This is a genomic window from Pseudomonas sp. HOU2 (assembly GCF_040729435.1).
Taxonomy (GTDB): domain Bacteria; phylum Pseudomonadota; class Gammaproteobacteria; order Pseudomonadales; family Pseudomonadaceae; genus Aquipseudomonas.
The window spans coordinates 3,146,978-3,172,103 of record NZ_CP160398.1 but is presented as its reverse complement, the minus strand read 5'-3'; the positions used below and the strand labels follow the sequence as shown (position 1 = coordinate 3,172,103).

Sequence of the window (25,126 nt, the reverse complement as noted above, 5' to 3'; positions counted from 1 at the left end):
GCCATCGGGGATAAATCCCCTCACCACAAAGGCTTTCACCCACATTGATATTGCGGTGCTGGTTACAGCGCTTTGCTGCCGACGCTGATACCCATCGTATGGCTCGCCCCCGAGGCCAGCGTGACCACATCATCCATCACATTCGCCGTCTCGATGCACAGCATGCGCTGCCAGCCATCGTTGTCCATGTCACTGAACGCGGCGGCGCGGTCGGTCCACGGGTTCCAGATCACCGCGGTGCGTGAGCCGCTGGCGCTCAATACGATACGTCGTTCCCAGGTCGGATCGACGATGCTCAGTTGCGGCGGAGCGTCGAGGTAGATGCGGTCGGTTTCCCCGGCAAAGCGCAGTTCGCCTTGCTGGCGGTGGGTGTTCCAGTTATCCAGGGTCTCGATGTAATCCAGTCCTTCAACACCGTCGACGTGCACGTTGCGCACATCGCTGACGGCGTAATAGGTATGCAGCGCCTGACTGAGGCTGACGGTTTCGGCACCACGGTTATGGCTGGTCAGGCTGATGTTCAGCTGATCATTCAGGTGCAGGGTCAAGGTCAGGTCGACCTGATGCGGCCAGCCCGGGAATCCGCCTTCGGGATACGGCAGCCTGAATTCAACCTTGACCCCATGGTCCTCGGCTTCGATCCCGCCCAGCTCCCAATCCATCGCCCGGACAAAGCCGTGGGCCTGTGCCGGTTCATCGCTGACGCGCATCGCTTTGACGCTTTGCGGGTTGCGCTCGAAGATGCCAAACCAGGGCCAGCACACCGGCACGCCGGCGCGGATGCTCTTGCCGGTCTTGAACACGGCCTTGTCGTTGAGCCAGATGATCGGCGGCTGGCCGTCGATCTGGTAACTGAGGATGTGCGCGCCTTGCTGGGCCACCAGCACTTCGGCCTGACCGTGGCGGATGCGCCAGCAGTTCAGTTCATCCAGTTTCACCGCTTCAACGTTGGGCGTGTTCATGGGGCAACTCTCGATCAGACACTTGGGACGACTATCGACCGCAAAACCGCGGCGATGTTTAACGCGCGCGTGGCGGCACCGAGCGGGTACGACCGCTGCCGTCGATGGCGACGAAGACGAAAACCGCTTCGGTCACTTTACGCCACTCGCTGGACAGCGGGTCGTCGCTCCACACCTCGACCATCATCTGGATCGAGCTGCGGCCGATTTCCAGGGTCTGGGTATAAAAGGACAATTGCGCGCCGACCGCGACCGGCACCAGAAAGGCCATGCGGTCGATGGCGACCGTGGCTACGCGACCACCGGCCACGCGGCTGGCCATCGCGGTGCCTGCCAGATCCATCTGCGCCACCAGCCAGCCGCCGAAAATATCGCCAAAGCCGTTGGTTTCGCGCGGGAGTGCGGTGATTTGCAAGGCCAGGTCGCCTTGCGGGATCGGATCTTCTTGTTCGAGCTCTATCATGCCGGGGGTGCCTCTGACCCGTGACTCTTCGTTGGTATTGCTGGTGGTAGCCGTCTTCAGGAAAAACGATTCAGCACCGAACATACTGCGTTCGTCACGTTTTCCATAGGCGTCTAAAGGGGAAACTCTGCGAAACCGGCTGATCCCGTTCAAAGGCCGGGCCAACGACGTTTTCGCACAGCAACCCCCTACAAACCGGAGCAAGGTTGCGAGTATATCGGTCGGTAGACTCCGCGACGACCATCGGGTTCTGATTTTGACCGGCAAATACGCGCCTCTATGTGCTTTTTCGAACAATTTGCTATGGTGCCGAACCTGCCCAAGCCACAGCCAGCGTTGTTGTGGCGGTAGATCCGCCTATAAGAGAAGCCCTTGCCATGACCACAGCGCCTTCGAGCCTCGCGCAGCCCGAGCAACCTGCACGCCCCCTGACCCGCAATGACTACAAGACTCTGTCGCTATCGGCCCTGGGCGGTGCGCTGGAGTTTTACGACTTCATCATCTTCGTGTTCTTCGCCACCGTGGTCGGCAAGCTGTTCTTCCCGGCCGACATGCCCGAGTGGCTGCGCCTGATGCAGACCTTCGGCATCTTCGCCGCCGGGTACCTCGCGCGGCCGCTGGGCGGTATCGTCATGGCGCACTTCGGCGACCTGCTGGGGCGCAAGAAGATGTTCACCCTGAGCATTTTCATGATGGCCGTGCCGACCCTGATCATGGGCCTGTTGCCGACCTACGCGCAGATTGGCCTTTGGGCGCCGATCCTGCTGTTGCTGATGCGGGTGATCCAGGGTGCGGCGATTGGTGGTGAGGTGCCGGGGGCGTGGGTCTTCGTTTCCGAACACGTGCCGCAAAAGCACATCGGCTATGCCTGCGGCACCCTGACCAGCGGCCTGACGGCGGGCATCCTGCTCGGCTCGCTGGTCGCCACCGCGATCAACAGCATTTATACGCCGGTGGAAGTCGCGGATTACGCCTGGCGGATCCCGTTCCTGCTCGGTGGCGTCTTCGGCCTGTTCTCGGTGTATCTGCGTCGCTGGCTGCACGAGACTCCGGTATTCGCCGAGCTGCAACTGCGCAAGGCACTGGCCGAAGAAGTGCCACTGCGCGCGGTGTTGCGTGACCATCGCGGGGCAATCGCAATCTCGATGCTGCTGACCTGGCTGCTGTCCGCCGGCATCGTCGTGGTGATTCTGATGACCCCGACCGTGCTGCAGACGGTCTATCACTTCTCGCCGACCGAGTCGCTGCAATCGAACAGCCTGGCGATCGTGTTTCTGAGCATCGGCTGCATTATCTCCGGTGCGCTGGCCGATCGCTTGGGCGCGGGCCGGGTGTTTGTCTTCGGTTCCCTGGGCTTGTTGATCAGCTCCTGGACCTTCTATCACAGCCTCGCCGATCACCCGAACTGGCTGTTCCCGCTGTATGCGCTGACCGGTCTGCTGGTCGGCACCATCGGTGCGGTGCCGTACGTGATGGTCAAGGCGTTCCCGCCAGTGGTGCGCTTCAGCGGATTGTCGTTCTCGTACAACGTGGCGTACGCGATCTTCGGTGGCCTGACGCCGATGGTGGTCAGCCTGCTGCTTAAAGAGAGTGCGATGGGCCCTGCCTACTACGTGGCTGTGCTGTGCGGGATGGGGATCATGGTTGGCGCGTGGCTGTGGAAGAAGGGACGCTGATTTAGTTCCAGGACTCAGGGCTTTCGCCAGCGCGAAAGCCTTGTTTCACACTCGCCAATCGGCAGGCGAGCACCGTGTTCGAGCATGTGAGCCAAAGCATTTGCAGCTTCTGTTTCGTCGATGACTTGGTGCTCTACCATTAAATCGAGCAGCCATAGCGCGCCGTGTACCTGTAACCCATCTCTTTGGGCCTGACGGCGCAACCTGCCATCTCCGGTGAGTAAAGGACGGCCCGTTTCCTGCGCAAGTAAGTAACAGGAGACGTCGGCTAAAGAGCTGTTGTTGTGCTCGATCCTCAGCCCCGACAATCTTATTACACCTGCCTCATCGAACGATTCGACAATCAATCCTCGGTCGAGCAGTTCGTCGTGTGAAAAGTCGTCGAGTTCGTACATTACGAAGTCAGTGCAACACAGCGTAAACGGCAAACTGAACATCTGCTCCAGCAGTCCGGCATTTCTGAAGTCGATCCAGATATTTGTATCACTGATATAGATCAGACTCATGCACTCTCCAGTGAGCCCAAGAAATTGGGGTCAAGTGCGCTCACTGGTTTGCGCAGGAGTTCAGCAGCCCGCGACTTGGTGATCAATCCTTCCGCCAATCCCCAGAACACCAGCGAATCAAAGCGCTGGGGCGGTTTGCACGGCATAGGTTCGGGCTCTGCTTTGCGCCAGCCGTTGGCACTGAATTGAATAGTGAGGGATTTGTAGCCACTTTCGCTAAGTAGCTTCAGATCCTTCAGTCGTCTCAACGCAGCGTGCATCGATATTCCGTATTGGCGTTTGGCGATCAGTAGCTCTCGTGGATGGACTCTGGACCGGGGATGGCTGCCGAAATCGCCGGTTACGCTTTTGGCGGGGTAGAGAAATGCGCCGGCAAAACGGTGACAACAGTTTTCTTTGTCTCTCTCCGGCATGTCTCCAGGCAACGCCATAACCCAATGGCCGAGCTCATGAGCAGCCGTAAATCTGATTCGCTCACCTGGACGGTCAGCATTCAAAGCAATTAGTACGTGTTCGCCGTCACCGGTAGCAGCACAAGCGCCATCGAAATCATCTGGGCCGTTCAGCATTGCAACCTTGATGCTGTGCTCTTCCAGTTGCTCAGTCAGATTGGCGATGGGATCGCTACCGATTCCCCAAAACTGGCGAAGCTTCTCGGCTGCTAGCTCGGCCTCTTCGAGGGTTGAAACCGGGAGCATCTGTGCGGGGGTGGCAGGGGTCTGGATATCTGCTGGATCGAAACATTGCTCAAGTGAAATGTAGCGCTCGAGATGTTCCCGAATTTTTTCTTCAACTTGAGCTTGGCGATACTTGGGCATTCTGGCCAGCTTTCGAAACTCAAGAGGTGCCAGAGGAATAACCTCCGCGCGGAAAAAATATTCGGGGCTGACCTGAAGTGCCTTGGCCAGTTGCAGCAGGCGAGAAGAGTTTGGAGTGCTCAACCCTTTCTCATATTTGCTTAACGCTTGTTTGGTGATATCGCCAAGCTGGGCCGCCAGACCCTCTAGGGTGAGGCCTCGTTGCAGGCGGGCGCGGCGAATTCGGTCGTTTATCATGAGTTCCTCTCGTGGTTGACAAGGCTATCTTTTGGATTTGATTTGTCAACCTGCTGCGGAATTCATTTTTTGTGACACCCCGGATGCTGGCCTTTCATCCAATTGTCATATTTCAGCCATAAAGTGTTCACACGGCCTGCTGATACTTGGCCCCGAATTAACACACCCTATCTGCTAGGAGTAAGGCATGAAACTGAAGCGTTTGATGGCGGCAATGACTTTTGTCGCTGCTGGCGTTGCGACTGCCCACGCGGTAGCCGCTGGCGTTGACCCGGCAATTCCGGCTTACACCAAGGTCACCGGTGTATCGGGCAACTTGTCCAGCGTTGGTTCCGACACTCTGGCCAACCTCATGACCCTGTGGGCTGAGAACTACAAGAAAGAATACCCGAACGTAAACATCCAGATTCAGGCCGCTGGCTCCGCCACCGCGCCACCTGCGCTGACTGAAGGCACCTCCAACCTGGGCCCGATGAGCCGCAAGATGAAGGACACCGAACTGGCGGCCTTCGAACAGAAATACGGCTACAAGCCAACCGCTATCCCGGTGGCCGTGGACGCCCTGGCGGTGTTCGTGCACAAGGACAACCCGATCCAGCACCTGACCATGGAACAGGTTGACGCGATCTTCTCGTCTACCCGTCTGTGCGGCGCCAAAGCCGACGTGAAAACCTGGGGCGACCTGGGCGTGACCGGCGACCTGGCCAACAAGCCAGTGCAACTGTTCGGTCGTAACTCGGTATCCGGCACTTACGGCTACTTCAAGGAAGAAGCCCTGTGCAAAGGCGACTACAAGCCTAACGTCAACGAACAGCCAGGTTCGGCGTCGGTTGTGCAGTCGATCAGCTCCTCGCTGAACGGCATCGGTTACTCGGGCATCGGCTACAAGACTGCCAGCGTGAAGACCGTTGCTCTGTCGAAGAAAGGCAGCACTGACTTCATCGAAGACACCGAAGAAAACGCCCTGAACGGCAAGTACCCGCTGTCGCGCTTCCTCTACGTTTACGTGAACAAGGCCCCGAACAAGCCTCTGGCCCCGCTGGAAGCCGAGTTCGTGAAACTGGTTCTGTCCAAACAGGGTCAGGAAGTGGTGGTGAAAGACGGCTACATCCCGCTGCCGGCCAAGGTTGCTGCAAAAGCACTGGCTGACCTGGGTCTGCAGGAAGGCGGCGCTGAAGTCGCAAAAAAGTAACAAACTGAGTCCGGGGTGAACCCCACCGGACTCAGGTAAAAGGCCGGATCTGCCAGCAGACCGGCCTTTTACACACCTCAAATTTTCAATCCTCTGCCAGTCCCGCTGGCGGTGGATTTGGTGCGTCACTGCATTGTCATCTTTCTGTCATACAGGATCGCTAGGGTGAGCGCATGAATGATCTGGCCAATTCCCCAATGACTACGACTTCCCCTCCCAAGCGCATTGATTTCAATACGCCTGAGCTGCAACGCAAGCGCCGCATTCGCGCGCTCAAGGATCGCTTCACCCGCTGGTACGTCCTCGTTGGCGGGCTGGCGGTGCTGGCAGCCATCACCCTGATCTTCTTCTTTCTCGCCTACGTCGTTGCACCGTTGTTCCACGGTGCCAGCCTGACCGCGAAAGACGCCATTACCCCAGCCTGGATGCAGGACGCCGGCAAGCCGCTGATGATTTCACTCGAAGAGCAGAATCAGGTGGCGATGCGCGTTTCCGACAAGGGCCAGGCGCTGTTCTTCGACATCGACAGTGGCGCTGAATTGAAGCGCGTCGATCTGCCGGTGCCTGCTGGCGCAACGGTCACTTCCATCGGTGAAGATCAGCCAGGTCATCCACTGGTGGCGGTGGGCCTGTCCAACGGCCAGGCGCTGGTGTTCCGTCACACCTATAAAGTCAGCTACCCCGATGGCAAGAAAACCATCACCCCGGCCATCGAGTTTCCTTACGGCAACACGCCGATCGCGGTGAACGAGAGCGGCGGGGCGCTGGAGCACGTCAGCCTCAACGCTACCGATTCGACCCTGATGCTGGTGGGCTCGACCGGTTCGCAACTCAATGTGCTGGCGCTGACCAGCGAAGAAAACATGATGACCGGTGAAGTCACCAACGAGCAGAAGCGTATCGAGCTGCCGCAGATGACCGAGCCTGTGAAAAACATCTTCGTCGACCCGCGCCAGCAATGGCTGTACGTGGTCAACGGGCGTGCTCAGGCCGATGTGTTCAGCCTGCGCGACAAGAGCCTCAACGGTCGCTACAAACTGCTGGAAAACGCTGACGCCGAAGTCACCGCGAGCACCCAGCTGGTGGGCGGCATCTCGCTGATCATCGGTGACTCCAAGGGTGGCCTGGCCCAGTGGTTCATGGCTCGCGATACCGACGGCGAGCTGCGCCTGAAGCAGATCCGTACCTTCCAGATGGGCTCCGCGCCAATCGTTGAAATCACTGCCGAAGAGCGTCGCAAGGGCTTCGTGGCCCTCGATGCCAGCGGCAAGCTCGGCGTCTTCCACAGCACCGCGCACCGCACCCTGCTGGTCGAGCCGGTCGCCGAGGGCCAGGGTCTGTTCGGTCTGTCGCCGCGCGCCAACCGGGTGATCGTCGAGGCCGGCGGCAAGCTGCAACCGCTGCTGCTCGACAACCCGCACCCGGAAGTGTCGTGGAGCGCGTTGTGGAGCAAGGTCTGGTACGAGAACTACGACGAGCCTAAATACGTCTGGCAATCGACCGCTGCCAACACCGATTTCGAACCGAAACTGAGCTTGTCGCCACTGACCTTCGGCACCCTGAAAGCGGCGCTCTACGCGATGCTGCTGGCGGCACCGCTGGCGGTTGCCGCGGCAATCTACACCGCGTACTTCATGGCCCCGGGCATGCGCCGCAAGGTCAAACCGGTGATCGAACTGATGGAAGCGATGCCGACGGTGATCCTCGGGTTCTTCGCCGGTCTGTTCCTCGCCCCGTATGTCGAAGGGCATCTGCCGGGCATCTTCAGCCTGTTGATGCTGCTGCCGATCGGCATTCTGGTCGCCGGTTTCACCTTCAGCCGCCTGCCTGAGTCGATTCGCCTGAAAGTCCCGGACGGCTGGGAAAGTGCGCTGCTGATTCCGGTGATCCTGTTCGTCGGTTGGCTGTCGCTGTACATGAGCCCGTACATGGAGAACTGGTTCTTCGGCGGTGACATGCGCATGTGGATCTCCCACGACTTGGGCATCACCTACGACCAGCGCAACGCTCTGGTGGTCGGCCTGGCGATGGGTTTTGCGGTGATCCCGAACATCTACTCGATTGCCGAAGACGCCGTGTTCAGCGTGCCGCGTGGCCTGACCCTCGGTTCCCTGGCGCTCGGTGCCACGCCGTGGCAGACCATGACTCGCGTGGTGATCCTCACCGCCAGCCCGGGGATCTTCTCGGCGCTTATGATCGGCATGGGCCGTGCGGTCGGCGAAACCATGATCGTGTTGATGGCCACCGGTAACACTCCGGTCATGGAAATGAACCTGTTCGAAGGCCTGCGCACCCTGGCCGCCAACGTCGCGGTGGAAATGCCCGAGTCGGAAGTCGGCGGCAGCCACTACCGCGTGCTGTTCCTCTCGGCGCTGGTGCTGCTGTTGTTCACCTTCGTCATGAACACCCTGGCAGAACTGATTCGTCAGCGTCTGCGCAAGAAATACTCGTCGCTTTAAGAAAGGTAGAAGTCTGTGAAACAGAACTCCCTGAATGGATGGTTCAAGAGCGGCGCCCCGGGCGTCTGGATCAGCGGTGGCGCGGTGTCCATCGCGGTCATCATGACCATTGGCCTGCTGGCGGTGATTGCCGTGCGCGGTCTCGGTCACTTCTGGCCGGCGGACCTGATCCACGCCAGCTACGACGTACCGGGCCAGGCCAATCACCTGGTCATCGGCGAAGTGGTACAGAAGGAAGAAGTGCCGCGTGCCCGCCTGAAAAGCGCCGGCCTGCCGGTGCCTGATCAAGGCCCGGAATTCATGACCCGCGAGCTGATCAAGGTCGGCAACCGTGACCTGAACGGCAACGACTTCACCTGGGTGGTCGGCGAGTGGCTGACCAACCAGACCACGCCGCAGGAACTGATGGCGATCGAGCGTCGCGAGTGGGGCAACTTCTACGGTTACCTGGTCAACGTCAAACAGGACGGCAAGGTGATCGCCGAGGGCGAAGCGGCCTGGCCTGAGCTGCAAGCGCGAATCAACCGTGTGAACGGTCTGGCGGCGCAACTCAAGTCGCTGGAAAAGACTGATATCGGTGCGATCAACGCAGGGCTGGAACGCATCCGCCTGCACGGGCGCAAACTGGAACTCGACGGCAAGCTCGACGCCACCGCGCAAGCGGACATGGACGCCGAACGTGCCGAGCTGAACGCGCGTTATCAGGACATCGAAGCCCGTCTGAGCGATCTGCATGCGCAGTTTAACCGCGACGCGCTGACCGCCCGCGATGCCAACGGCAAAGAGATCGAAATCAGCCTGGGCAAAGTGGTTCACGCCTATCAGCCGAATGCCATGGGCACGCTGACCAAGATCGGTTTCTACTTCAGCAAGGTCTGGGAGTTCCTGTCCGACGACCCGCGTGAAGCGAACACCGAAGGCGGGATCTTCCCGGCGATTTTCGGCACCGTGATGATGACCCTGATCATGGCGATGATCGTGACCCCGTTCGGCGTACTGGCGGCGGTCTACCTGCGCGAATACGCCAAGCAGAACGCTCTGACCCGGATCATCCGCATCGCGGTAAACAACCTCGCCGGCGTTCCGGCGATCGTCTACGGCGTGTTCGGTCTGGGCTTCTTCGTCTACGTGCTGGGTGGCTCGGTCGACCGTCTGTTCTTCCCCGAAGCACTGCCGGCGCCGACCTTCGGTACTCCGGGTCTGCTCTGGGCCTCGCTGACCCTGGCGCTGCTGGCGGTGCCGGTGGTGATCGTGGCGACCGAGGAAGGTCTGGCGCGTATCCCGCGCACCGTCCGTGAAGGCTCGCTGGCACTGGGCGCGACCAAGGCCGAAACGCTGTGGAAGATCGTTCTGCCAATGGCCAGCCCGGCGATGATGACCGGCATGATCCTCGCCGTGGCCCGCGCCGCCGGTGAAGTGGCGCCGCTGATGCTGGTGGGTGTGGTGAAACTGGCGCCGTCGCTGCCGGTGGACGGCAACTACCCGTACCTGCACCTGGACCAGAAGATCATGCACCTGGGCTTCCACATCTATGACGTCGGCTTCCAGAGCCCGAACGTCGAAGCGGCACGACCGCTGGTGTACGCCACGGCGCTGCTGCTGGTGCTGGTGATCGCCACGTTGAACCTGTCGGCGGTGTGGATTCGTAACCACCTGCGCGAAAAATACAAAGCTTTGGACAGTTAATACAGACCCTGTGGGAGCTGGCTTGCCAGCGATGCAGGCGACTCGGTCTGCCAGTAACACCGCGGTGATGCCATCGCTGGCAAGCCAGCTCCCACAGGAGTCGCGACAGACACAGAATTTGAGTAACCCGCTGGCGTTGTCCGGCGGTTCAACGAACCGAATTTGTTAGCACAGGGAGCCTCCCATGCAGCACGAAACACATACCCACGGCATCAACATGTCGGCCCTGGGTCGCGACAAGCAGAGCCTGAGCCTCGAGCAGGAAACCGTGGCCATCGAAGTCCCGGGTCTGAGCCTGTTCTACGGCGAGAAGCAGGCGCTGTTCGACGTCAGCATGAACATCCCGAAACAGCGCGTGACCGCGTTCATCGGCCCGTCCGGCTGCGGCAAGTCCACGCTGCTGCGCACCTTCAACCGCATGAACGACTTGGTTGACGGTTGCCGTGTCGAAGGTGCGATCAACCTGTACGGCAACAACATCTACCGCAAGGGTGAAGACGTCGCCGAACTGCGTCGCCGCGTCGGCATGGTGTTCCAGAAGCCCAACCCGTTCCCCAAGACCATCTACGAAAACGTGGTCTACGGTTTGCGCATTCAGGGCATCAACAAGAAGCGCATTCTCGACGAAGCCGTCGAGTGGGCATTGAAAGGCGCGGCACTGTGGGACGAAGTCAAAGACCGTCTGCACGACTCGGCACTCGGCCTGTCCGGTGGTCAGCAGCAGCGTCTGGTGATTGCCCGCACCATCGCCGTTGAACCGGAAGTGTTGCTGCTCGACGAACCGTGCTCGGCCCTCGACCCGATCTCGACCCTGAAAGTCGAAGAGCTGATCTACGAGCTGAAGTCCAAGTTCACCATCGTCATCGTCACCCACAACATGCAACAAGCTGCGCGGGTGTCCGACTACACGGCGTTCATGTACATGGGCAAACTGGTGGAATTCGGCGACACCGACACCCTGTTTACTAATCCGGCGAAGAAGCAGACCGAAGACTACATCACCGGTCGTTACGGCTAGCAGACGCTGGTTGTCGCTCACTGAATTGACTGCGGCCCGCCGCACCTTACCGGACGCTCCAAGGACGCCAACATGATTAGTAAAGAAGGCCTTACCCACCACATTTCCGCGCAGTTCAACGCTGAACTGGAAGAAGTGCGCAGCCACCTGCTGGCCATGGGCGGACTGGTCGAGAAGCAGGTCAACGACGCGGTCACCGCGCTGATCGAGGCCGACTCCGGCCTGGCCCAGCAGGTGCGCGAGATCGACGACCAGATCAATCAGATGGAACGCAACATCGACGAAGAATGCCTGCGCATTCTCGCCCGTCGGCAGCCGGCGGCGTCCGACCTGCGGCTGATCATCAGCATCTCCAAGTCGGTGATCGACCTGGAGCGCATCGGCGACGAAGCGACCAAGATCGCCCGCCGCGCCATTCAGCTGTGCGAAGAAGGCGAAGCGCCGCGCGGTTACGTCGAAGTGCGTCACATCGGCGACCAGGTGCGCAACATGGTGCGCGATGCGCTGGACGCGTTTGCCCGCTTCGACGCCGATCTGGCCCTGTCGGTGGCGCAGTACGACAAGGTCATCGACCGCGAATACAAGACCGCGCTGCGTGAGCTGGCCACCTACATGATGGAAGACCCGCGCTCTATCTCGCGGGTTCTGAGCATCATCTGGGTCCTGCGTTCGCTGGAGCGCATCGGCGATCATGCGCGCAACATCTCGGAGCTGGTGATTTACCTGGTGCGCGGCACCGATGTGCGCCACCTGGGCCTCAAGCGCATGAAAGAAGAAGTTCAAGGCACAAGCGGCGAAACCGCTAATGTTCCGGGCGATGCTGACGATAAGTAAGATTGCCTGAGAAAAGCGCCCGGCCCTTTGGCCGGGCGTTTTTGTTTATGGTGCTTGAACAGCGAATCGAATTAAAAAGCAGCACCCGCGAACGAAAAGTCCCGGCGTGACTGAAGATTGTTGGCAATGTGCCATCAGCAAAGCGGTATGCTTGCCGGGATTTTTATAGGGGTGTTGGATGAGCAAGATCAGTGTGTTGGTCGTGGACGATGCTTCGTTCATTCGCGACCTGGTGAAAAAATGCCTGCGTAACTATTTTCCGGGGATCCGCACCGAGGATGCCATCAACGGCAAAAAGGCCCAGGCCATGCTGGCCAAAGAAGCGTTCGACCTGGTCCTGTGCGATTGGGAAATGCCGGAAATGTCCGGTCTTGAGCTGCTGACCTGGTGCCGTCAGCAAGACAATCTCAAGTCGATGCCATTCATCATGGTCACCAGCCGTGGCGATAAAGAGAACGTGGTGCAGGCGATTCAGGCCGGTGTTTCCGGCTACGTCAGCAAGCCGTTCACCAACGAGCAACTGCTGACCAAGGTCAAGCAGGCGCTGAACAAGGTTGGCAAGCTCGACGCCCTGATGAACAGCGCGCCGACCAAGATGAACTCGGCGTTCGGCAACGATTCCCTGAGTGCATTGACCGGCGGCAAGCCTGCCGTGGTTGGTGCCGCGCCGGCGGCCGCTGCTGCGGTCAATCCGTTCGCCAAGCCTGCTGCAGCTGCTGCGCCGTCCCGTGGTTTGCTCAACAGCCCGCCAGTTCAGGCCCCGGCCGCCTCGAAAGCGCCGGCCGGTGGTCGTGGCCAGGGTCAGTTGCGCCTGCCAAGTGGCACTCAGCAATGCGTGATCAAGGCCCTGAGCATCAAGGAAGCGCTGTTGGTGGTGAAACGCACCGAGACGCTGCCGCAGATCCTCGACAGTGCCGTGCTCGATCTGGAGCAGGGCGACAACGCGGAAATCGCCCGCCTCAATGGCTACCTGCACGCCGTGGTCGCCCACGAGCCGAAGCCGGACAGCGAATGGCTGCAATTGACCTTCCGCTTTGTCGATCAGGACGCGCAGAAGCTCGACTACATCTCCCGCCTGATCGCTCGCGGTACGGCGCAGAAGCACTTCGTTCCAGGCGCGTAAGCGGCGCATCGAAAAAGATCGCAGCCTGCGGCAGCTCCTACAGGATCGCATTCCAATGTAGGAGCTGCCGCAGGCTGCGATCTTTTGCTTTGTGCGCTGCCCAATTTGAAACATCTGTCGACTAGCCTGGTCTGTCTCAGCTGCTAGGCTCATTTCCAGGCCTTCCTTCGACAGACTCTTGCCCATGCTCGCGCGCCTGCTGTTTTTCTGTGGTCTTTTCCTGGCCTCCACCTCGACTGTGGCCATGACCATTTACAAATCCACCGATGCCAACGGCGTGGTCTCGTACAGCGACCGGCCGAGCAAAGGCTCGCAGGTGTTCGTGTTTCAGGACCGCATGGTCGAGCACCTGGAGCGTCAGGTGTATCTCGATATCAAGAAGCAGAAGGGCAGCGACGTGGTGTTCGTGCGCAACGATCTGTATGCGCCGGTCGAGATTGCACTGGCGTTCACCGGCCTGAGCAATGTGCGTGGTGTTCCGGCGCAGACGATTCGCCGAGTGCTGCCGGCGCGCAGCAACACGCGGTTGGCGCTGCTGACAGCGATTACCCGCGGTCAGCCGCTGGTGTATTCACCTCAATTCCAGTATTCGCTGGGTGACCCCACAGGCGCCGCGCAGAGCTATCGCTACCCGCTGCCCTGGCGGGGCGGGCCGTTCCGTCTCAGTCAGGGTGCCAATGGCCAATACAGCCACTATGGGCCGAAGAACCGGTATGCGATGGACATCGCCATGCCGGTGGGGACACCGATCATTGCCGCACGGGCCGGGGTGGTGGTGAAAACCGAAAATTCACAGAGCGGGCGCGGCAATGATGCCTCCGGCAATTTCGTCCGGGTGCTGCACGACGACGGCACGATGGGTGTGTACCTGCATCTCAAGCAAGGTTCGGTGAACGTACGCGAGGGGCAGCGGGTGACGGTTGGCAGCCCGCTGGCGCTGTCCGGCAATACCGGCAACAGCAGCGGCCCGCACCTGCACTTTGTGGTGCAGCGCAATACCGGGCAGGGGCTGGTGTCGATTCCGTATCAGTTCAACCAGCCACTGGGAGCGTTGCCCAACTTTGCGTTGGGCAAACAGTAAAACCAGTGGAGCTCAACTGTGGCGAGGGAGCTTGCTCCCGCTGGGCTGCGAAGCGGCCCCAAAACCCTGAAATCGCGTTCGATCACATACACCTTGCACACTGCTCTGCGACTGCTGCGCAGCCGAGCGGGAGCAAGCTCCCTCGCCACAAAAGCTGTCCTGCAATCGCGATCAATCCAGCATCAACACCTTCGCCAGCACAATCTTCGGCCCTTTCATCTTCTTGATGATGATCCGCAGGCCTTCGACTTCCAGCACTTCTTCCTCTTCCGGCACACGCTTGAGGGTCTCGTAAACCAGCCCGGCGAGGGTTTCGGCTTCGATGTGGTCCAGGTCGATACCGAGCAGGCGTTCAACCTTGAACAGCGGCGTGTCGCCACGCACCAGCAGCTTGCCCGGCTGATACGCGAGGATCCCGCGCTCGGCCTTGCGGTGTTCGTCCTGGATGTCGCCGACCAGCACTTCCAGCACGTCTTCCATGGTCAGGTAGCCGATGATGTTGCCATCGGCCTCTTCAACCACGGCAAAGTGCGAGCCGCCCTTGCGGAACTGCTCCAGCAGCTGCGACAGCGGCATGTGCCGCGACACGCGCTCCAGCGGACGGGTCAGTTCAGCCAGGTTGAACGACTCCGGAATATGGTCCAGCGCCGCCAGTTCCAGCAGCAGGTCCTTGATGTGCAACAGGCCGACGAACTCCTGACGTTCGCTGTCGTACACCGGATACCGGCTGAACTTGTGGCGGCGGAACATCGCGAGGATTTCTTTCAGCGGCGCGTTGAATTCCAGGGTGATCAGGTCTTCGCGGGAGTTGGCCCAGTCGACCACCTCCAGCTCGCCCATTTCCACCGCCGAGGCCAGCACGCGCATGCCCTGGTCGCTCGGGTCCTGACCACGGCTGGAGTGCAGGATCAGTTTCAGTTCTTCGCGGCTGTAATGGTGTTCGTGGTGCGGGCCGGGTTCGCCTTGGCCGGCAATGCGCAGAATCGCGTTGGCGCTGGCATTGAGCAGGTAGATCGCCGGGTACATCGCCCAGTAGAACAGGTACAGCGGCACCGCCGTCCACAGCGACAGCAGCTCGGGTTTGCGGATCGCCCACGACTTGGGCGCCAGCTCACCGACCACGATGTGCAGGTAGGAAATGATGAAGAACGCGGTAAAGAACGAAATGCCTTTGACCACTTCCGGCGACTGCACGCCGACCGCGCTCAGCAGCGGCTCGAGAAGGTGCGCGAAGGCCGGCTCACCGACCCAGCCCAGACCGAGGGAGGCGAGGGTGATACCGAGCTGGCAGGCCGAGAGGTACGCATCGAGCTGACTGTGTACGGTGCGCAGGATGTGCCCGCGCCAGCCGTTCTTGTCGGCGATGGCCTCGACCCGGGTCGAGCGCAGTTTGACCATGGCGAATTCCGCCGCAACGAAGAAGCCGTTGAGCAAAACCAGGATCAGAGCGAAAAGAATCATGCCGAAATCGGCGAATATCGTAGCGAGGGACAAGCCAGGGGAAGGGTCCATGATGGAGTTTTGCAGGTTCCGTGTGATTCGTAAGAGAGAAAAAATCGCGCCTGAAAGGCAGACGCAAGTCAGCCAATGTAGCGGCTGACTTGGCGATTGCCTAGTGGCGCGTGCTGGCCGGTATCACTCGGCGGCGCTGATCGCCCGCGCCTGAGCCACCTGAGCCGGGGCGAAATGACAGGTGAACGTGCTGCCATGACCGGGCACGCTGCTGATCTCCATCCGCGCGCGGTGGCGCAGCAACACGTGTTTGACGATCGCCAGACCGAGCCCGGTGCCGCCGGTGTTGGAGTTGCGGCTGGAGTCGACGCGATAGAAGCGTTCGGTCAGGCGCGGCAGGTGTTTGCTGTCGATGCCGATCCCGGAATCCTGCACGCTCAGGTGCGCGCCCTGGTCGTCGCCCCACCAGCGGATGCGGATATTGCCCTCGGCCGGGGTGTATTTCACCGCGTTGAATACCAGATTGGAAAACGCACTGCGCAGTTCCGCCTCGCTGCCCTTGAGCAGAATTTTTCCGTCGGCTTCGAGGGTGATTTTCTGGTTTTTCTGCCCGGACAACTGCTGGGCGTCGCTCTTGATCGATTGCAGCAGGGTATCGATCTGCACCGGCTGGTTGTCCGACGGGTAGTCGGTGGCTTCCAGTTTCGCCAGCAACAGCAGGTCGTTGAGCAGCGTCTGCATGCGCCCGCCCTGTTGTTGCATCTGCTGCAGCGCGCGGCTCCAGCGCGGGTTCACTTCCTCGACGTTGTCGAGCAGGGTTTCCAGATAGCCGCAGATCACCGTCAGCGGCGTGCGCAGTTCGTGGGAGACGTTGGCGATGAAGTCTTTGCGCATCTGTTCCAGCTGATGGATGCGCGTGACGTCGCGCACCAGCATCAGGTGTTCGTTGTTGCCGTAGCGCGTCAGGTACAGCTGAATGCGCACCCGATCATTGGTCGGCGAAGGGATTTCCAGCGGTTCGGCGTAGCTTTCCTGCTCGAAGTATTCCTTGAAGCGCGGATGGCGTACCAGGTTAGTCACCGGTTGGCCGCTGTCCTGCGGAGTCTTGAGGCCGAGCAGGGTTTCGGCCGCGCGGTTCCACCATTCCAGGTTGCCGTCGCTGTCGAGCATGATCACAGCATCTTTCAGCGCGGCGGTGGACTCCTGCACCCGGTCGATCACCGCTTGCAGGCGTCCGCGTACCCGTTGGTCGCGGCGTTGCAGGTGGTAGATGCTGTCGAACACCTCGCCCCACAGGCCGTAGCCGTCGGGCGGTGCTTCATCGGGTTGGTGCAGGCGCAGCCATTCGTGCAGACGCAGCAGTTGCTTGAGCGTCCAGGCCAGGTAAATCCCCAGGCCTGCTGCGAGGCTCCAGCCGTAGTAGCCGGTGATCAGGCCGATCACCAGACACGCTGTGACCAGCAACAGCATGTGGCGAATCAGGGTGCCATGCCAGTTTTGATTCACGGAAAATACGGTCCTTGTCAGCGAGTCTGGCGGTCGGATCAGGCCTTGGTGGAAAACCGGTAGCCGGTGCCGCGCACGGTTTGTACCAGATTTTCGTAGGCGTCGCCGAGGGCCTTGCGCAGGCGGCGGATGTGCACGTCGACGGTGCGCTCTTCAACATAGACGTTGCCGCCCCAGACCTGATCCAGCAACTGCCCGCGCGTGTAGGCGCGTTCCTGGTGGGTCATGAAAAATTGCAGCAGACGGTATTCGGTCGGGCCCATCTCGGCCGGACGCCCGTCGATGGTCACGCGGTGGCTGATCGGGTCGAGCAGCAGGCCGCCGACTTCGATCGGCGCTTCGCCATCGGTCGGGCCGGCGCGACGCAGCACAGCTTTGAGGCGGGCCACCAGTTCGCGTGGGGAAAACGGTTTGGTGATGTAGTCGTCGGCGCCGACCTCAAGACCCTGGATCTTGTTGTCCTCTTCGCCCTTGGCGGTGAGCATGATGATCGGGATGTCCCCGGTCAGCTCGTCGCGCTTGAGACGGCGGGCCAGTTCGATGCCGGAGGTGCCGGGCAGCATCCAGTCAAGCAGGATCAGGTCCGGTTTGCGGTCAACGATGATGGCGTGAGCCTGCTGCGAGTTCTCAGCCTCGAGGCAGTCATAGCCGGCCATTTCCAACGCAACGGCGATCATTTCGCGAATGGGCGCTTCGTCGTCGACGATCAGAATGCTCCTGCCAACCATGCCTTAATCCTCTTGTCATTTAACTGTCTTGCGCCGCATTAGATAACGGAATTATTGCAGTCGTGTGACAGTATTTTAGTCGCCCGGCGATTGTCCGGATCCTGGACTAAGCTCTAAGTCCGAATCCTGACAACCACAAAAGAAGGTTTCCATGACTCAAATGACTGCTTCTTTCAAAGCCCTGCTGCTGGCTGCTGCCGTTGCTTTACCGACCATGGCGTTTGCTGCTGAGCCAGCGATGGAGAAGGACGGCATGTTTACCGATCACAAGGGCATGACCCTGTATACCTTCGCCAAAGACTCTGCGGGCAAGTCCATGTGCAACGACAAGTGCGCGGCGAACTGGCCACCGCTGATGGCTACGGCGGCTGACAAGTCCATGGGCGACTGGACGGTGATCAAGCGCGATGACGGCAAGATGCAATGGGCCTATGAAGGCAAACCGCTGTATACGTTCGTGATGGACAAGAAGGCCGGTGACATGACCGGTGAAGGCAAAATGGACGGCGCCTGGCACGTCGCCAAGGCCAAGTAGCGCAAAAGATCGCAGCCTTCGGCAGCTCCTACACTGGAATGTGTACACCCTGTAGGAGCTGCCGCAGGCTGCGATCTTTTCAATCAGCGCAGCGCGTAATCCAGCACGATCCCGACAAAGATCGCCAACCCGGCCCAGTGGTTGTGCAGAAATGCCTTGAAGCAACGCATCCGGTCGCGATCACGGGTGTACCAGAACTCCCACGCGTAACAGCCAGCGGCCACCAGCAAGCCGAGATGGAACCACACGCCCAGCTCGAACTTCGAGCCTGCCAGCAACAGGCAACCGAGCGACAGCGCCTGCAGGGTGAGGATGATTATCCGATCGGCATCACCGAACAGAATCGCCGTGGATTTCACACCGATCTTCAGATCGTCGTCACGGTCAGTCATCGCGTAATAGGTGTCATAACCCACCGTCCACAGCAGGTTGGCGATCCACAGCAGCCATGCCGCCGCCGGCAGCTCACCGGTCTCGGCGGTAAATGCCATCGGCATGCCCCATGAAAACGCTGCGCCCAGCACCACTTGCGGGTAATAGGTGTAGCGCTTCATGAACGGATAGGTGAACGCCAGTGCCAGGCCGCCGAGCGACAACCAGATGGTCGGCGCATTGGTGCACAGCACCAGCAGGAAACTCACGCCCATCAGCAGCGCGAAGAACACCAGCGCCTCTTTCGAGCTGATCTTGCCGCTGGCCAGCGGTCGTTGCGCGGTGCGTTTGACGTGGCCATCGACCTTGCGGTCAGCCCAGTCGTTGATCACGCAGCCGCCGGCGCGGGTCAGCACCACGCCGAGGACGAAAATCACGATGTTGGCCAGCGATGGCGAACCCTTGCCGGCAATCCACAGCGCCCACAGTGTCGGCCACAGCAGCAGGTAAATGCCGATCGGCTTGTCCATGCGCGTCAGCTGAATGAAATCCCAGGCGCGCGGGTTCAAGCGGTTCAGGGACTTGAGCAGGCTCTGGTACATCAGCAGTTCTCCGGATGGGCGCGGGCGGCGCTCCACAACGTCGGCAGGAAAATCTCCGCCACCAGCACGCTCAAGGCGCCACGGTCGAAGCGCGAGCGCCGGCCCCACAGCTCGGGGGCGCGGCACGCTGGCGGCAGCCAGTCCTGCGGGTAGTGACAGACCTCGATGGCGCGGCGCTGGAAGGCGTGGTCGCAAAACAGCAGTTCGCCCAGCGAACGGCTGCCCAGTTCATCCATGTGCAGGCCGTCGCCTTGCAGGGCGGCGCGCGACGCCACGCTGCGGGCGAACACCCAGGCCTCGCCATGCCCGCGCAGATAAACCTCGCGCACCCAGCCTTCGCTGCCTTCGGCCAGCGCCAGCGCCGCGCATTCGTCGCTGCGCAGGGTGTCCCAGCCTTCGAACAGCGGCGTGACGCTGAAGCCGTCATTCGACAGCCGCGTCAGGCGGCGGGTCAGCGAGCCTTCGTCGAACAACCAGTTCAGGGTCAACGAATCGGGAAGGGGCGTCAGTCGGCTTTGAGTCAGCCAGAGCGGGGCCGGGCAGGCATTTGAATGTTGCACAATGAGTCATTATTGGCCGCAAATGAGGCGGCGAGCTTAACATGGCGTGCTGCGAATTTGATGGATCCGGGTCGCCGTTGCGCCGAACAGGCTTGCATCTGCCCGGCACCCTCAGTACAAAACGCCCTGAGCCGGATGGCAGCGCAACCACCACCGACCGTCCGCGCCGACCAAAGCCTGAATCCTGAGGAAGTAACTGAATGAAAAAGTGGCAATGCATCGTCTGCGGCCTGATTTACAACGAAGCTGAGGGTTGGCCGGATGACGGCATCGCGCCGGGCACCCTGTGGCAGGACGTGCCGGAAGACTGGCTGTGCCCGGACTGCGGCGTCGGCAAGATGGACTTCGAAATGATCGAAATCAACTGAGAAAAACCAAGGAGTAAGGCATGAACGCACCTGTCGTAATCATCGGCACCGGGCTTGCGGGTTACAACCTGGCCCGCGAGTTTCGCAAACTCGATGGCGAAACCCCGCTGCTGCTGATTACCGCCGATGACGGGCGCTCTTACTCCAAGCCGATGCTCTCCACCGGTTTCGGCAAGAACAAAGACGCTGATGGCCTGAGCATGGCCGAGCCGGGCGCGATGGCCGAGCAATTGAAGGCCGAAGTGCGCACCCACACCCGCATCAGCGGCATCGACGCCGGCCACAAGCGCCTGTGGATCGGCGAAGAAGCGGTGTACTACCGCGACCTGATCCTCGCCTGGGGTGCGGAAACCGTGCGTGTGCCGGTCGAAGGTGACGGTGCGGATCTGGTGTTCCCGATCAACGATCTCGAAGACTACGCGCGCTTTCGCGCAGCTGCTGCGGGCAAGCGCCGTGTATTGCTGCTCGGTGCCGGCCTGATCGGCTGCGAATTCGCCAACGACCTGATCCTCGGCGGCTACGAGGTGCAACTGGTGGCGCCGTGCGAGCAGGTGATGCCGATGCTGCTGCACCCGGCCGCTGCGGCAGCTGTGCAGGCCGGGCTGGAAAGCCTGGGCGCGCGTTTCCACCTCGGTCCGGTGCTGACCCGCCTGCAGAAGGTCGCTGACGGTCTGGAAGCGCATCTGTCTGACGGTCAGGTGATTGCCTGCGATGTGGTGGTGTCGGCCATCGGCCTGCGTCCGCGTATCGATCTGGCGGCGGCTGCCGGTGTGCAAGTCAACCGTGGCGTGGTCGTCGACCGGCACCTGAAGACTTCCCACGCCAATATCTATGCCCTGGGCGACTGCGCCGAGGTCGATGGGCTGAATCTGTTGTACGTGATGCCCCTCATGAGCTGTGCGCGTGCGCTGGCACAAACTCTGGCGGGCAATCCGACGGCGGTGAGTTACGGCGCGATGCCGATCACGGTAAAAACCCCGGTGTGCCCGTTGGTCGTTTCGCCGCCGCCTCGGGGCAGCGAAGGCGTCTGGACCGTCGAAGGGCAGGGCGCCGACATCAAGGCCCTGTGTCACAGCGCCGATGGTCAGTTGCTTGGTTACGCGCTGACCGGCGCGGCAGTGATGGAAAAACTCGCCCTGAACAAACAGCTTCCGGCCTTGCTGGCGTAAATACCGGTCGTTCTGTCGGAATCACCCCGCTTTTGCCCCTACAAAGGTCGCGGGGAGACTGGCGCCGCCGGTATCCGCGTGCCATTCTCACTCCCGTCTGCCGCAGAGTAGAGCCTGCGGCGCCTTGGGCGCTGTTCCAACGAGAACAGCACGGACATAACAACAAAAAACCGTCAAAGGGGCTTCACTAATGCGTAAACCAGAACTCGCCGCTGCAATCGCTGAAAAAGCGGATCTGACCAAAGAACAGGCCAACCGCGTTCTCAACGCCGTCCTCGAAGAAATCACCGGCGCTCTGCACCGCAAGGACAGCGTCACGCTGGTGGGCTTCGGCACCTTCCTGCAACGCCATCGCGGCGCCCGCACCGGCAAGAACCCGCAAACCGGTGAACCGGTGAAAATCAAGGCCAGCAACACCGTGGCATTCAAGCCAGGCAAGTCGTTGAAAGACAGCGTCAATCCTTAAATTGCGGCGAACTCCCTGAGTAGCGGGGAGAACTGCAATAAAAAATGGGCACACCGATTGCGGTCGGGTGCCCATTTTTTGTGGTTGAAAATCGGCTGGTTAACGCCGGAAGCAGGCCTTGCCGTTGCCGAAATCCACGGCCAGGCAGTTCGGCTCGATCGCCAGTTGCAGATCCTGGAACAGGCCGGACAAATCGCTGTTGGACGCGGCTTTGGTTTCGCTCTTCAGCGTCACGGTGTCGTTTTCTACCTGCCAGGTACCCTTGGCAAACCCGTCTGCACTGCCATAAGCCACGCTCGCATCAAACGTGCCGTCCTTGCGCAGCAGCAGTTCGGCGCCCATTTCCATCGCACCGGTCAGATAGTAATGACCGTCAAGTGGCGGGGTGTCCGCAGTAGCGTGAGTGACGGGAAGCCACAGCAGTGCGGCGAACAACAGAGGTTTCAATTCCATGAGGTAAAGCTCCTTGGCGGCTCCGGGTTCAGGAGCCGAATCAGATGCAGGCTTCCGACTGTGGCTCAACCGTCAGCCGGCCTGGTTGACATTGCCGGGCGAAAAGAACTTACCAAAGCAAGCTGGCAACGTGGGAAATAAATCGATGTAAGAATTATCCCTGGAATCTGTCAGAGTATTTTCGGTGTGGAAGTGTTGCGAGAGTGGGATCGGACCGCACTTCGATAATTATTGAGTTGGCACTGAAGTACAGCATTCACGAGATGAATAAAGTTTCAAAAAAATGAATTGCCATCAAATTGATGGCACTTTTGTTGTTGGGCGTTGTCGCCAGTGAATTGTTTGTAAAATCCAGCGGTTTTTCGGAAGAATCCTACTTCTATTTTTTTCGAGAGTTGTCATGCTGGCCGCCGTGTAATGGGACGTACGTTCATAGCGATTCGTGAAGGCTGGATCGGGCCGCTCTGGATCAAGGGTTCTGAGGCAGCAGGGCAAATGCGGGCAATATAATTCGCCATCAGGGATTCCCCTGCCACATATAGGGCGATCTCCTACACAGCCCAATGAACACTTCGTCTTGTTGTTTAAGCAGATGCTTGCTAGTGGCCATCATAGTGATTACGATGCGCCCACTTGAAAGAGCACATCTCAATTGGATGAGTCGCTTCACCGCTCTTCGATACTGTCCCGCGCCGCGGTTACTCCAATAGGCGCATGACTGTAATCCTAATTAAAGGCCATGGATGTCCTACTCAAGCAAACTTTCCGCCCATTACCTCGAACTCGCAAAAGTCTCTGTTTCCAAAGAGAATTTCGCGGGCGAAGACGTTCGTTTTTCGAGCGAATTCGAGGCGCTGGAAAGCGAGCTGGCGAAAGCCTCGTCGATGCACGAAAGCGGGCAGATCGACTGGCTGAAAATCCGTGAAAACAGCGAAAATCTGCTGCGTACCCAATCCAAGGATTTACGTGTTGGCGCTTGGCTGACCTGGTCGTTGTACCAGCGTGAATCCTTCCCCGGGCTGCTGGCCGGCCTCGGTCTGCTGCACCATCTGTCGGAAAACCACTGGGCCGACGTTCACCCGCTCAAACCACGCACCCGTGCCGCCGCTATCGGCTGGCTGGTGCCGCGTCTGGAGCAGGTGCTCACCGAAAACATTGCGATCAAGGAACAGTTGCCGATGTTCCGGCAGTTGTCCGAGCATCTGGCCGGCCTCGATGCCGCGTGTACCGAACATCTGGGTGACGACGCGCCGCTGTTGCTGCCGCTCTCGCGTCGCCTTAAAACCATGATCCAGCGTGCCGCCGACAATCAGCCGGCCCCCGGTGTGGTGGGCGCAGCAGTGGCGCAGGTCAAGCAGGCCGCGAGCCAGTTGCTGACCCCCGGCGCACCGATCGACAACGAAAAAGACGCCTACAAGGCTCTGCGCGCGCAGCAGGAAAGCGCGCGTCCGTTGTGTGCCTGGTGGCTCAAGCAGAAGGCCACCGACCTGCGCGCCCTGCGTCTGAACCGCACCTTGCTCTGGCTGCCGATCGACGCGGTGCCCGAGCGCAATGCCGAGCAGATCACCGTGCTGCGCGGTCTGCCGGTGGACAAACTCAAGCAGTATCAGGACCGTTTCGATCAGGGCAAATACGCCGACCTGCTGGTGGAACTGGAGGCGAGCCTGGCGAAGGCGCCGTTCTGGTTCGATGGCCAGAGGATGGTCTGGGAATGTCTCCAGAACCTCAACGCCGAGATGGCAATGCGCGAAGTGGAAATCCACTTCGCGCTTTTGGTTCAGCGCCTGCCCGGCATCATCGAATGTCGTTTCCATGACGGCGCGCCGTTTGCCGATCCGTCCACCCGGGCGTGGATCGCCGGCAATGTCATGCCGCACCTGCAAAGCGCCAGCGCGCCGCGCAAGGTCGAAACCGACGACGTCGAAACCCAGCCCGCCTGGGAAAAGGCCCTGCAGGAAGTGCTGCCGCTGCTGCGCAAGGAAGGCCTCAAGCCTGCCGTGCAGACGCTCAAGCAAGGACTGCAATCGGCTCACGGCGGACGCGAGCGGTTCTTCTGGCAGTTCGCCCTTGCCCGGCTGTGCTTCATGGCCAAGAAGTACGAACTGGCCAAGAACCAGCTCGAAACCCTCGATCAGACATTACAGGACTCAGGCCTGCACGCCTGGGAGCCCGATCTTGCATTGGAAGTGCTGCACCTGCTGCACAGTTGCTGCGAGCTGTTGCCGCAGAACCATGCAGTGCGTGAACGCAAGGAAGAGATTTATCGCAGGCTGTGCCACCTCGATCTCGAAGTGGTACTCGAATAGGCCCCAGGGCCACAACCGCAAGGAGAAAAGCCATGGCCAAAGAAGGCTCGGTAGCCCCCAAGGAACGCATCAACGTCACCTTCAAACCCGCCACCGGCGGTGCTCAGGAAGAGATTGAACTGCCGCTGAAGCTGCTGGCAATCGGTGACTACACCCACCGCAAGGACGATCGCAAAATCGAAGATCGCAAGCCGATCAGCATCGACAAGATGACCTTCGACGAAGTGTTGGCCAAGCAAGAACTGGGTCTGACGCTGAGCGTGCCGAACCGTCTGCAGGAAGATGGCGAGGCCGACGAGCTGGCTGTGCAATTGCGCGTCAATTCGATGAAGGACTTCAACCCGGCCAGCCTGGTCGAGCAAGTGCCTGAGCTGAAAAAACTGATGGAACTGCGCGATGCGCTGGTGGCCCTCAAAGGCCCGCTGGGTAACGCACCTGCGTTCCGTAAAGCGATCGAAGGCGTGCTCGCCGACGACGAATCCCGCGGTCGCGTACTCGGTGAGCTGGGCCTGAACGCCGCAGCCCCGGACGCCTGAGACTCCAGCCAAGGAAGC

The 25,126-nt window shown here is 60.3% G+C and carries 24 protein-coding genes; 14 read left to right on the top strand and 10 right to left on the bottom strand.

The features are described from left to right. Positions 1-62: 62 nt before the first annotated feature. Together ABV589_RS14375 and ABV589_RS14370 are read right to left on the bottom strand one after the other, a co-directional pair. Entirely contained in the window at positions 63-962 is a 900-nt protein-coding gene (locus ABV589_RS14375) for a D-hexose-6-phosphate mutarotase (protein WP_367082112.1), read from the bottom strand. 58 nt (positions 963-1,020) lie between these two features. Then, positions 1,021-1,425 carry an acyl-CoA thioesterase gene (locus ABV589_RS14370; protein WP_003229628.1) on the bottom strand — a complete coding sequence of 135 codons (405 nt, stop codon included), beginning with the start codon at positions 1,423-1,425 and terminating at the stop codon, positions 1,021-1,023. A 377-nt stretch (positions 1,426-1,802) separates the two neighbouring features. On the opposite strand from ABV589_RS14370, the gene ABV589_RS14365 reads away from it, so the two are divergent. Next, positions 1,803-3,101, top strand: coding sequence for an MFS transporter (locus ABV589_RS14365; RefSeq protein WP_367082111.1), 1,299 nt, complete (start codon positions 1,803-1,805; stop codon positions 3,099-3,101). 14 nt (positions 3,102-3,115) lie between these two features. On the opposite strand, the gene ABV589_RS14360 is transcribed toward ABV589_RS14365, so the two are convergent. Together ABV589_RS14360 and ABV589_RS14355 are read right to left on the bottom strand one after the other, a co-directional pair. Beyond that, a complete protein-coding gene (locus tag ABV589_RS14360) occupies positions 3,116-3,607 on the bottom strand; it encodes a nucleotide-binding protein (protein WP_039765106.1) in 492 nt (163 codons plus the stop codon). Further along, positions 3,604-4,662 (bottom strand): helix-turn-helix domain-containing protein, encoded by a 1,059-nt coding sequence (locus tag ABV589_RS14355; RefSeq protein WP_039765108.1) that lies wholly within the window; start codon positions 4,660-4,662, stop codon positions 3,604-3,606. Before ABV589_RS14355 ends, ABV589_RS14360 begins: the two co-directional genes overlap by 4 nt. Before the next feature lie 187 nt (positions 4,663-4,849). Here ABV589_RS14355 and ABV589_RS14350 point away from each other — a divergent pair, with 187 nt between their 5' ends. From ABV589_RS14350 to ABV589_RS14320, 7 genes are all read left to right on the top strand, one after another. Beyond that, positions 4,850-5,854, top strand: coding sequence for a phosphate ABC transporter substrate-binding protein PstS (locus tag ABV589_RS14350; RefSeq protein WP_086792482.1), 1,005 nt, complete (start codon positions 4,850-4,852; stop codon positions 5,852-5,854). A 425-nt stretch (positions 5,855-6,279) separates the two neighbouring features. Then, positions 6,280-8,313 (top strand): ABC transporter permease subunit, encoded by a 2,034-nt coding sequence (locus ABV589_RS14345; protein ID WP_367086202.1) that lies wholly within the window; start codon positions 6,280-6,282, stop codon positions 8,311-8,313. 15 nt (positions 8,314-8,328) lie between these two features. After that, positions 8,329-9,999, top strand: a complete 1,671-nt coding sequence (gene pstA, locus ABV589_RS14340) for a phosphate ABC transporter permease PstA (RefSeq protein ID WP_367082110.1) — start codon at positions 8,329-8,331, stop codon at positions 9,997-9,999. A 184-nt stretch (positions 10,000-10,183) separates the two neighbouring features. Continuing rightward, a complete protein-coding gene (pstB, locus tag ABV589_RS14335) occupies positions 10,184-11,017 on the top strand; it encodes a phosphate ABC transporter ATP-binding protein PstB (protein WP_007962289.1) in 834 nt (277 codons plus the stop codon). A gap of 72 nt (positions 11,018-11,089) precedes the next feature. Then, a complete protein-coding gene (phoU, locus tag ABV589_RS14330; protein ID WP_007962290.1) occupies positions 11,090-11,851 on the top strand; it encodes a phosphate signaling complex protein PhoU in 762 nt (253 codons plus the stop codon). A 178-nt stretch (positions 11,852-12,029) separates the two neighbouring features. Continuing rightward, complete coding sequence (locus tag ABV589_RS14325) at positions 12,030-12,974, top strand: response regulator (RefSeq protein WP_367082108.1); 945 nt, start codon at positions 12,030-12,032, stop codon at positions 12,972-12,974. 184 nt (positions 12,975-13,158) lie between these two features. Further along, positions 13,159-14,055, top strand: coding sequence for a M23 family metallopeptidase (locus ABV589_RS14320; protein WP_367082106.1), 897 nt, complete (start codon positions 13,159-13,161; stop codon positions 14,053-14,055). Between the two features lie 171 nt (positions 14,056-14,226). On the opposite strand, the gene ABV589_RS14315 is transcribed toward ABV589_RS14320, so the two are convergent. The 3 genes from ABV589_RS14315 to phoB all read right to left on the bottom strand — a co-directional run bounded on the left by ABV589_RS14315 (position 14,227) and on the right by phoB (position 17,741). Further along, complete coding sequence (locus tag ABV589_RS14315) at positions 14,227-15,567, bottom strand: hemolysin family protein (RefSeq protein ID WP_007962298.1); 1,341 nt, start codon at positions 15,565-15,567, stop codon at positions 14,227-14,229. Positions 15,568-15,690: 123 nt separating this feature from the next. Continuing rightward, positions 15,691-16,977 carry a phosphate regulon sensor histidine kinase PhoR gene (gene phoR / locus ABV589_RS14310; RefSeq protein WP_262415505.1) on the bottom strand — a complete coding sequence of 429 codons (1,287 nt, stop codon included), beginning with the start codon at positions 16,975-16,977 and terminating at the stop codon, positions 15,691-15,693. Positions 16,978-17,051: 74 nt separating this feature from the next. Further along, a complete protein-coding gene (gene phoB / locus ABV589_RS14305) occupies positions 17,052-17,741 on the bottom strand; it encodes a phosphate regulon transcriptional regulator PhoB (RefSeq protein WP_003229608.1) in 690 nt (229 codons plus the stop codon). 151 nt (positions 17,742-17,892) lie between these two features. Here phoB and ABV589_RS14300 point away from each other — a divergent pair, with 151 nt between their 5' ends. After that, positions 17,893-18,276, top strand: a complete 384-nt coding sequence (locus tag ABV589_RS14300; protein WP_007962301.1) for a hypothetical protein — start codon at positions 17,893-17,895, stop codon at positions 18,274-18,276. A gap of 83 nt (positions 18,277-18,359) precedes the next feature. Here ABV589_RS14300 and ubiA read toward each other — a convergent pair whose 3' ends face one another. Next, positions 18,360-19,250 (bottom strand): 4-hydroxybenzoate octaprenyltransferase, encoded by an 891-nt coding sequence (gene ubiA, locus ABV589_RS14295; protein WP_007962302.1) that lies wholly within the window; start codon positions 19,248-19,250, stop codon positions 18,360-18,362. Further along, positions 19,250-19,810, bottom strand: a complete 561-nt coding sequence (locus tag ABV589_RS14290) for a chorismate lyase (RefSeq protein WP_367082104.1) — start codon at positions 19,808-19,810, stop codon at positions 19,250-19,252. Before ABV589_RS14290 ends, ubiA begins: the two co-directional genes overlap by 1 nt. 200 nt (positions 19,811-20,010) lie before the next feature. On the opposite strand from ABV589_RS14290, the gene ABV589_RS14285 reads away from it, so the two are divergent. The 3 genes from ABV589_RS14285 (at position 20,011) to ABV589_RS14275 (ending at position 21,813) form a co-directional block, all read left to right on the top strand. Then, positions 20,011-20,178 carry a rubredoxin gene (locus ABV589_RS14285; protein ID WP_329696937.1) on the top strand — a complete coding sequence of 56 codons (168 nt, stop codon included), beginning with the start codon at positions 20,011-20,013 and terminating at the stop codon, positions 20,176-20,178. A 20-nt stretch (positions 20,179-20,198) separates the two neighbouring features. After that, a complete protein-coding gene (locus tag ABV589_RS14280) occupies positions 20,199-21,347 on the top strand; it encodes an FAD-dependent oxidoreductase (protein WP_367082102.1) in 1,149 nt (382 codons plus the stop codon). 190 nt (positions 21,348-21,537) lie between these two features. Beyond that, positions 21,538-21,813 (top strand): HU family DNA-binding protein, encoded by a 276-nt coding sequence (locus tag ABV589_RS14275; RefSeq protein ID WP_003213368.1) that lies wholly within the window; start codon positions 21,538-21,540, stop codon positions 21,811-21,813. A gap of 99 nt (positions 21,814-21,912) precedes the next feature. Here the strand turns inward: ABV589_RS14275 and ABV589_RS14270 are convergent, their stop codons facing one another. Further along, positions 21,913-22,266 carry a hypothetical protein gene (locus ABV589_RS14270; RefSeq protein WP_367082100.1) on the bottom strand — a complete coding sequence of 118 codons (354 nt, stop codon included), beginning with the start codon at positions 22,264-22,266 and terminating at the stop codon, positions 21,913-21,915. Between the two features lie 743 nt (positions 22,267-23,009). Between ABV589_RS14270 and tssA the strand changes: the two genes are divergently transcribed. Both tssA and tssB read left to right on the top strand, forming a co-directional pair. Continuing rightward, the gene (gene tssA, locus ABV589_RS14265) at positions 23,010-24,572 is read left to right on the top strand and encodes a type VI secretion system protein TssA (protein ID WP_007962314.1); all 1,563 of its coding nucleotides are present in this window, start codon (positions 23,010-23,012) and stop codon (positions 24,570-24,572) included. A gap of 32 nt (positions 24,573-24,604) precedes the next feature. After that, positions 24,605-25,108 (top strand): type VI secretion system contractile sheath small subunit, encoded by a 504-nt coding sequence (tssB, locus tag ABV589_RS14260; RefSeq protein ID WP_003229587.1) that lies wholly within the window; start codon positions 24,605-24,607, stop codon positions 25,106-25,108. The last annotated feature ends 18 nt before the right edge of the window (positions 25,109-25,126 follow it).

What these genes read in the sequence shown, in the direction of transcription:
- tssB (WP_003229587.1), top strand. Translation starts at nt 24,605, where the DNA reads ATGGCCAAAGAAGGCTCGGTAGCCCCCAAGGAACGCATCAACGTCACC.
- phoR (WP_262415505.1), bottom strand. Translation starts at nt 16,977, where the DNA reads ATGCTGTTGCTGGTCACAGCGTGTCTGGTGATCGGCCTGATCACCGGC.
- ABV589_RS14370 (WP_003229628.1), bottom strand. Translation starts at nt 1,425, where the DNA reads ATGATAGAGCTCGAACAAGAAGATCCGATCCCGCAAGGCGACCTGGCC.
- ABV589_RS14285 (WP_329696937.1), top strand. Translation starts at nt 20,011, where the DNA reads ATGAAAAAGTGGCAATGCATCGTCTGCGGCCTGATTTACAACGAAGCT.
- ABV589_RS14320 (WP_367082106.1), top strand. Translation starts at nt 13,159, where the DNA reads ATGCTCGCGCGCCTGCTGTTTTTCTGTGGTCTTTTCCTGGCCTCCACC.
- ABV589_RS14360 (WP_039765106.1), bottom strand. Translation starts at nt 3,607, where the DNA reads ATGAGTCTGATCTATATCAGTGATACAAATATCTGGATCGACTTCAGA.
- ABV589_RS14280 (WP_367082102.1), top strand. Translation starts at nt 20,199, where the DNA reads ATGAACGCACCTGTCGTAATCATCGGCACCGGGCTTGCGGGTTACAAC.
- ABV589_RS14300 (WP_007962301.1), top strand. Translation starts at nt 17,893, where the DNA reads ATGACTCAAATGACTGCTTCTTTCAAAGCCCTGCTGCTGGCTGCTGCC.
- ABV589_RS14270 (WP_367082100.1), bottom strand. Translation starts at nt 22,266, where the DNA reads ATGGAATTGAAACCTCTGTTGTTCGCCGCACTGCTGTGGCTTCCCGTC.
- phoU (WP_007962290.1), top strand. Translation starts at nt 11,090, where the DNA reads ATGATTAGTAAAGAAGGCCTTACCCACCACATTTCCGCGCAGTTCAAC.
- phoB (WP_003229608.1), bottom strand. Translation starts at nt 17,741, where the DNA reads ATGGTTGGCAGGAGCATTCTGATCGTCGACGACGAAGCGCCCATTCGC.
- ubiA (WP_007962302.1), bottom strand. Translation starts at nt 19,250, where the DNA reads ATGTACCAGAGCCTGCTCAAGTCCCTGAACCGCTTGAACCCGCGCGCC.
- ABV589_RS14275 (WP_003213368.1), top strand. Translation starts at nt 21,538, where the DNA reads ATGCGTAAACCAGAACTCGCCGCTGCAATCGCTGAAAAAGCGGATCTG.
- ABV589_RS14345 (WP_367086202.1), top strand. Translation starts at nt 6,280, where the DNA reads ATGCAGGACGCCGGCAAGCCGCTGATGATTTCACTCGAAGAGCAGAAT.
- ABV589_RS14350 (WP_086792482.1), top strand. Translation starts at nt 4,850, where the DNA reads ATGAAACTGAAGCGTTTGATGGCGGCAATGACTTTTGTCGCTGCTGGC.
- pstB (WP_007962289.1), top strand. Translation starts at nt 10,184, where the DNA reads ATGCAGCACGAAACACATACCCACGGCATCAACATGTCGGCCCTGGGT.
- ABV589_RS14325 (WP_367082108.1), top strand. Translation starts at nt 12,030, where the DNA reads ATGAGCAAGATCAGTGTGTTGGTCGTGGACGATGCTTCGTTCATTCGC.
- ABV589_RS14315 (WP_007962298.1), bottom strand. Translation starts at nt 15,567, where the DNA reads ATGGACCCTTCCCCTGGCTTGTCCCTCGCTACGATATTCGCCGATTTC.
- ABV589_RS14365 (WP_367082111.1), top strand. Translation starts at nt 1,803, where the DNA reads ATGACCACAGCGCCTTCGAGCCTCGCGCAGCCCGAGCAACCTGCACGC.
- ABV589_RS14375 (WP_367082112.1), bottom strand. Translation starts at nt 962, where the DNA reads ATGAACACGCCCAACGTTGAAGCGGTGAAACTGGATGAACTGAACTGC.
- ABV589_RS14355 (WP_039765108.1), bottom strand. Translation starts at nt 4,662, where the DNA reads ATGATAAACGACCGAATTCGCCGCGCCCGCCTGCAACGAGGCCTCACC.
- tssA (WP_007962314.1), top strand. Translation starts at nt 23,010, where the DNA reads ATGTCCTACTCAAGCAAACTTTCCGCCCATTACCTCGAACTCGCAAAA.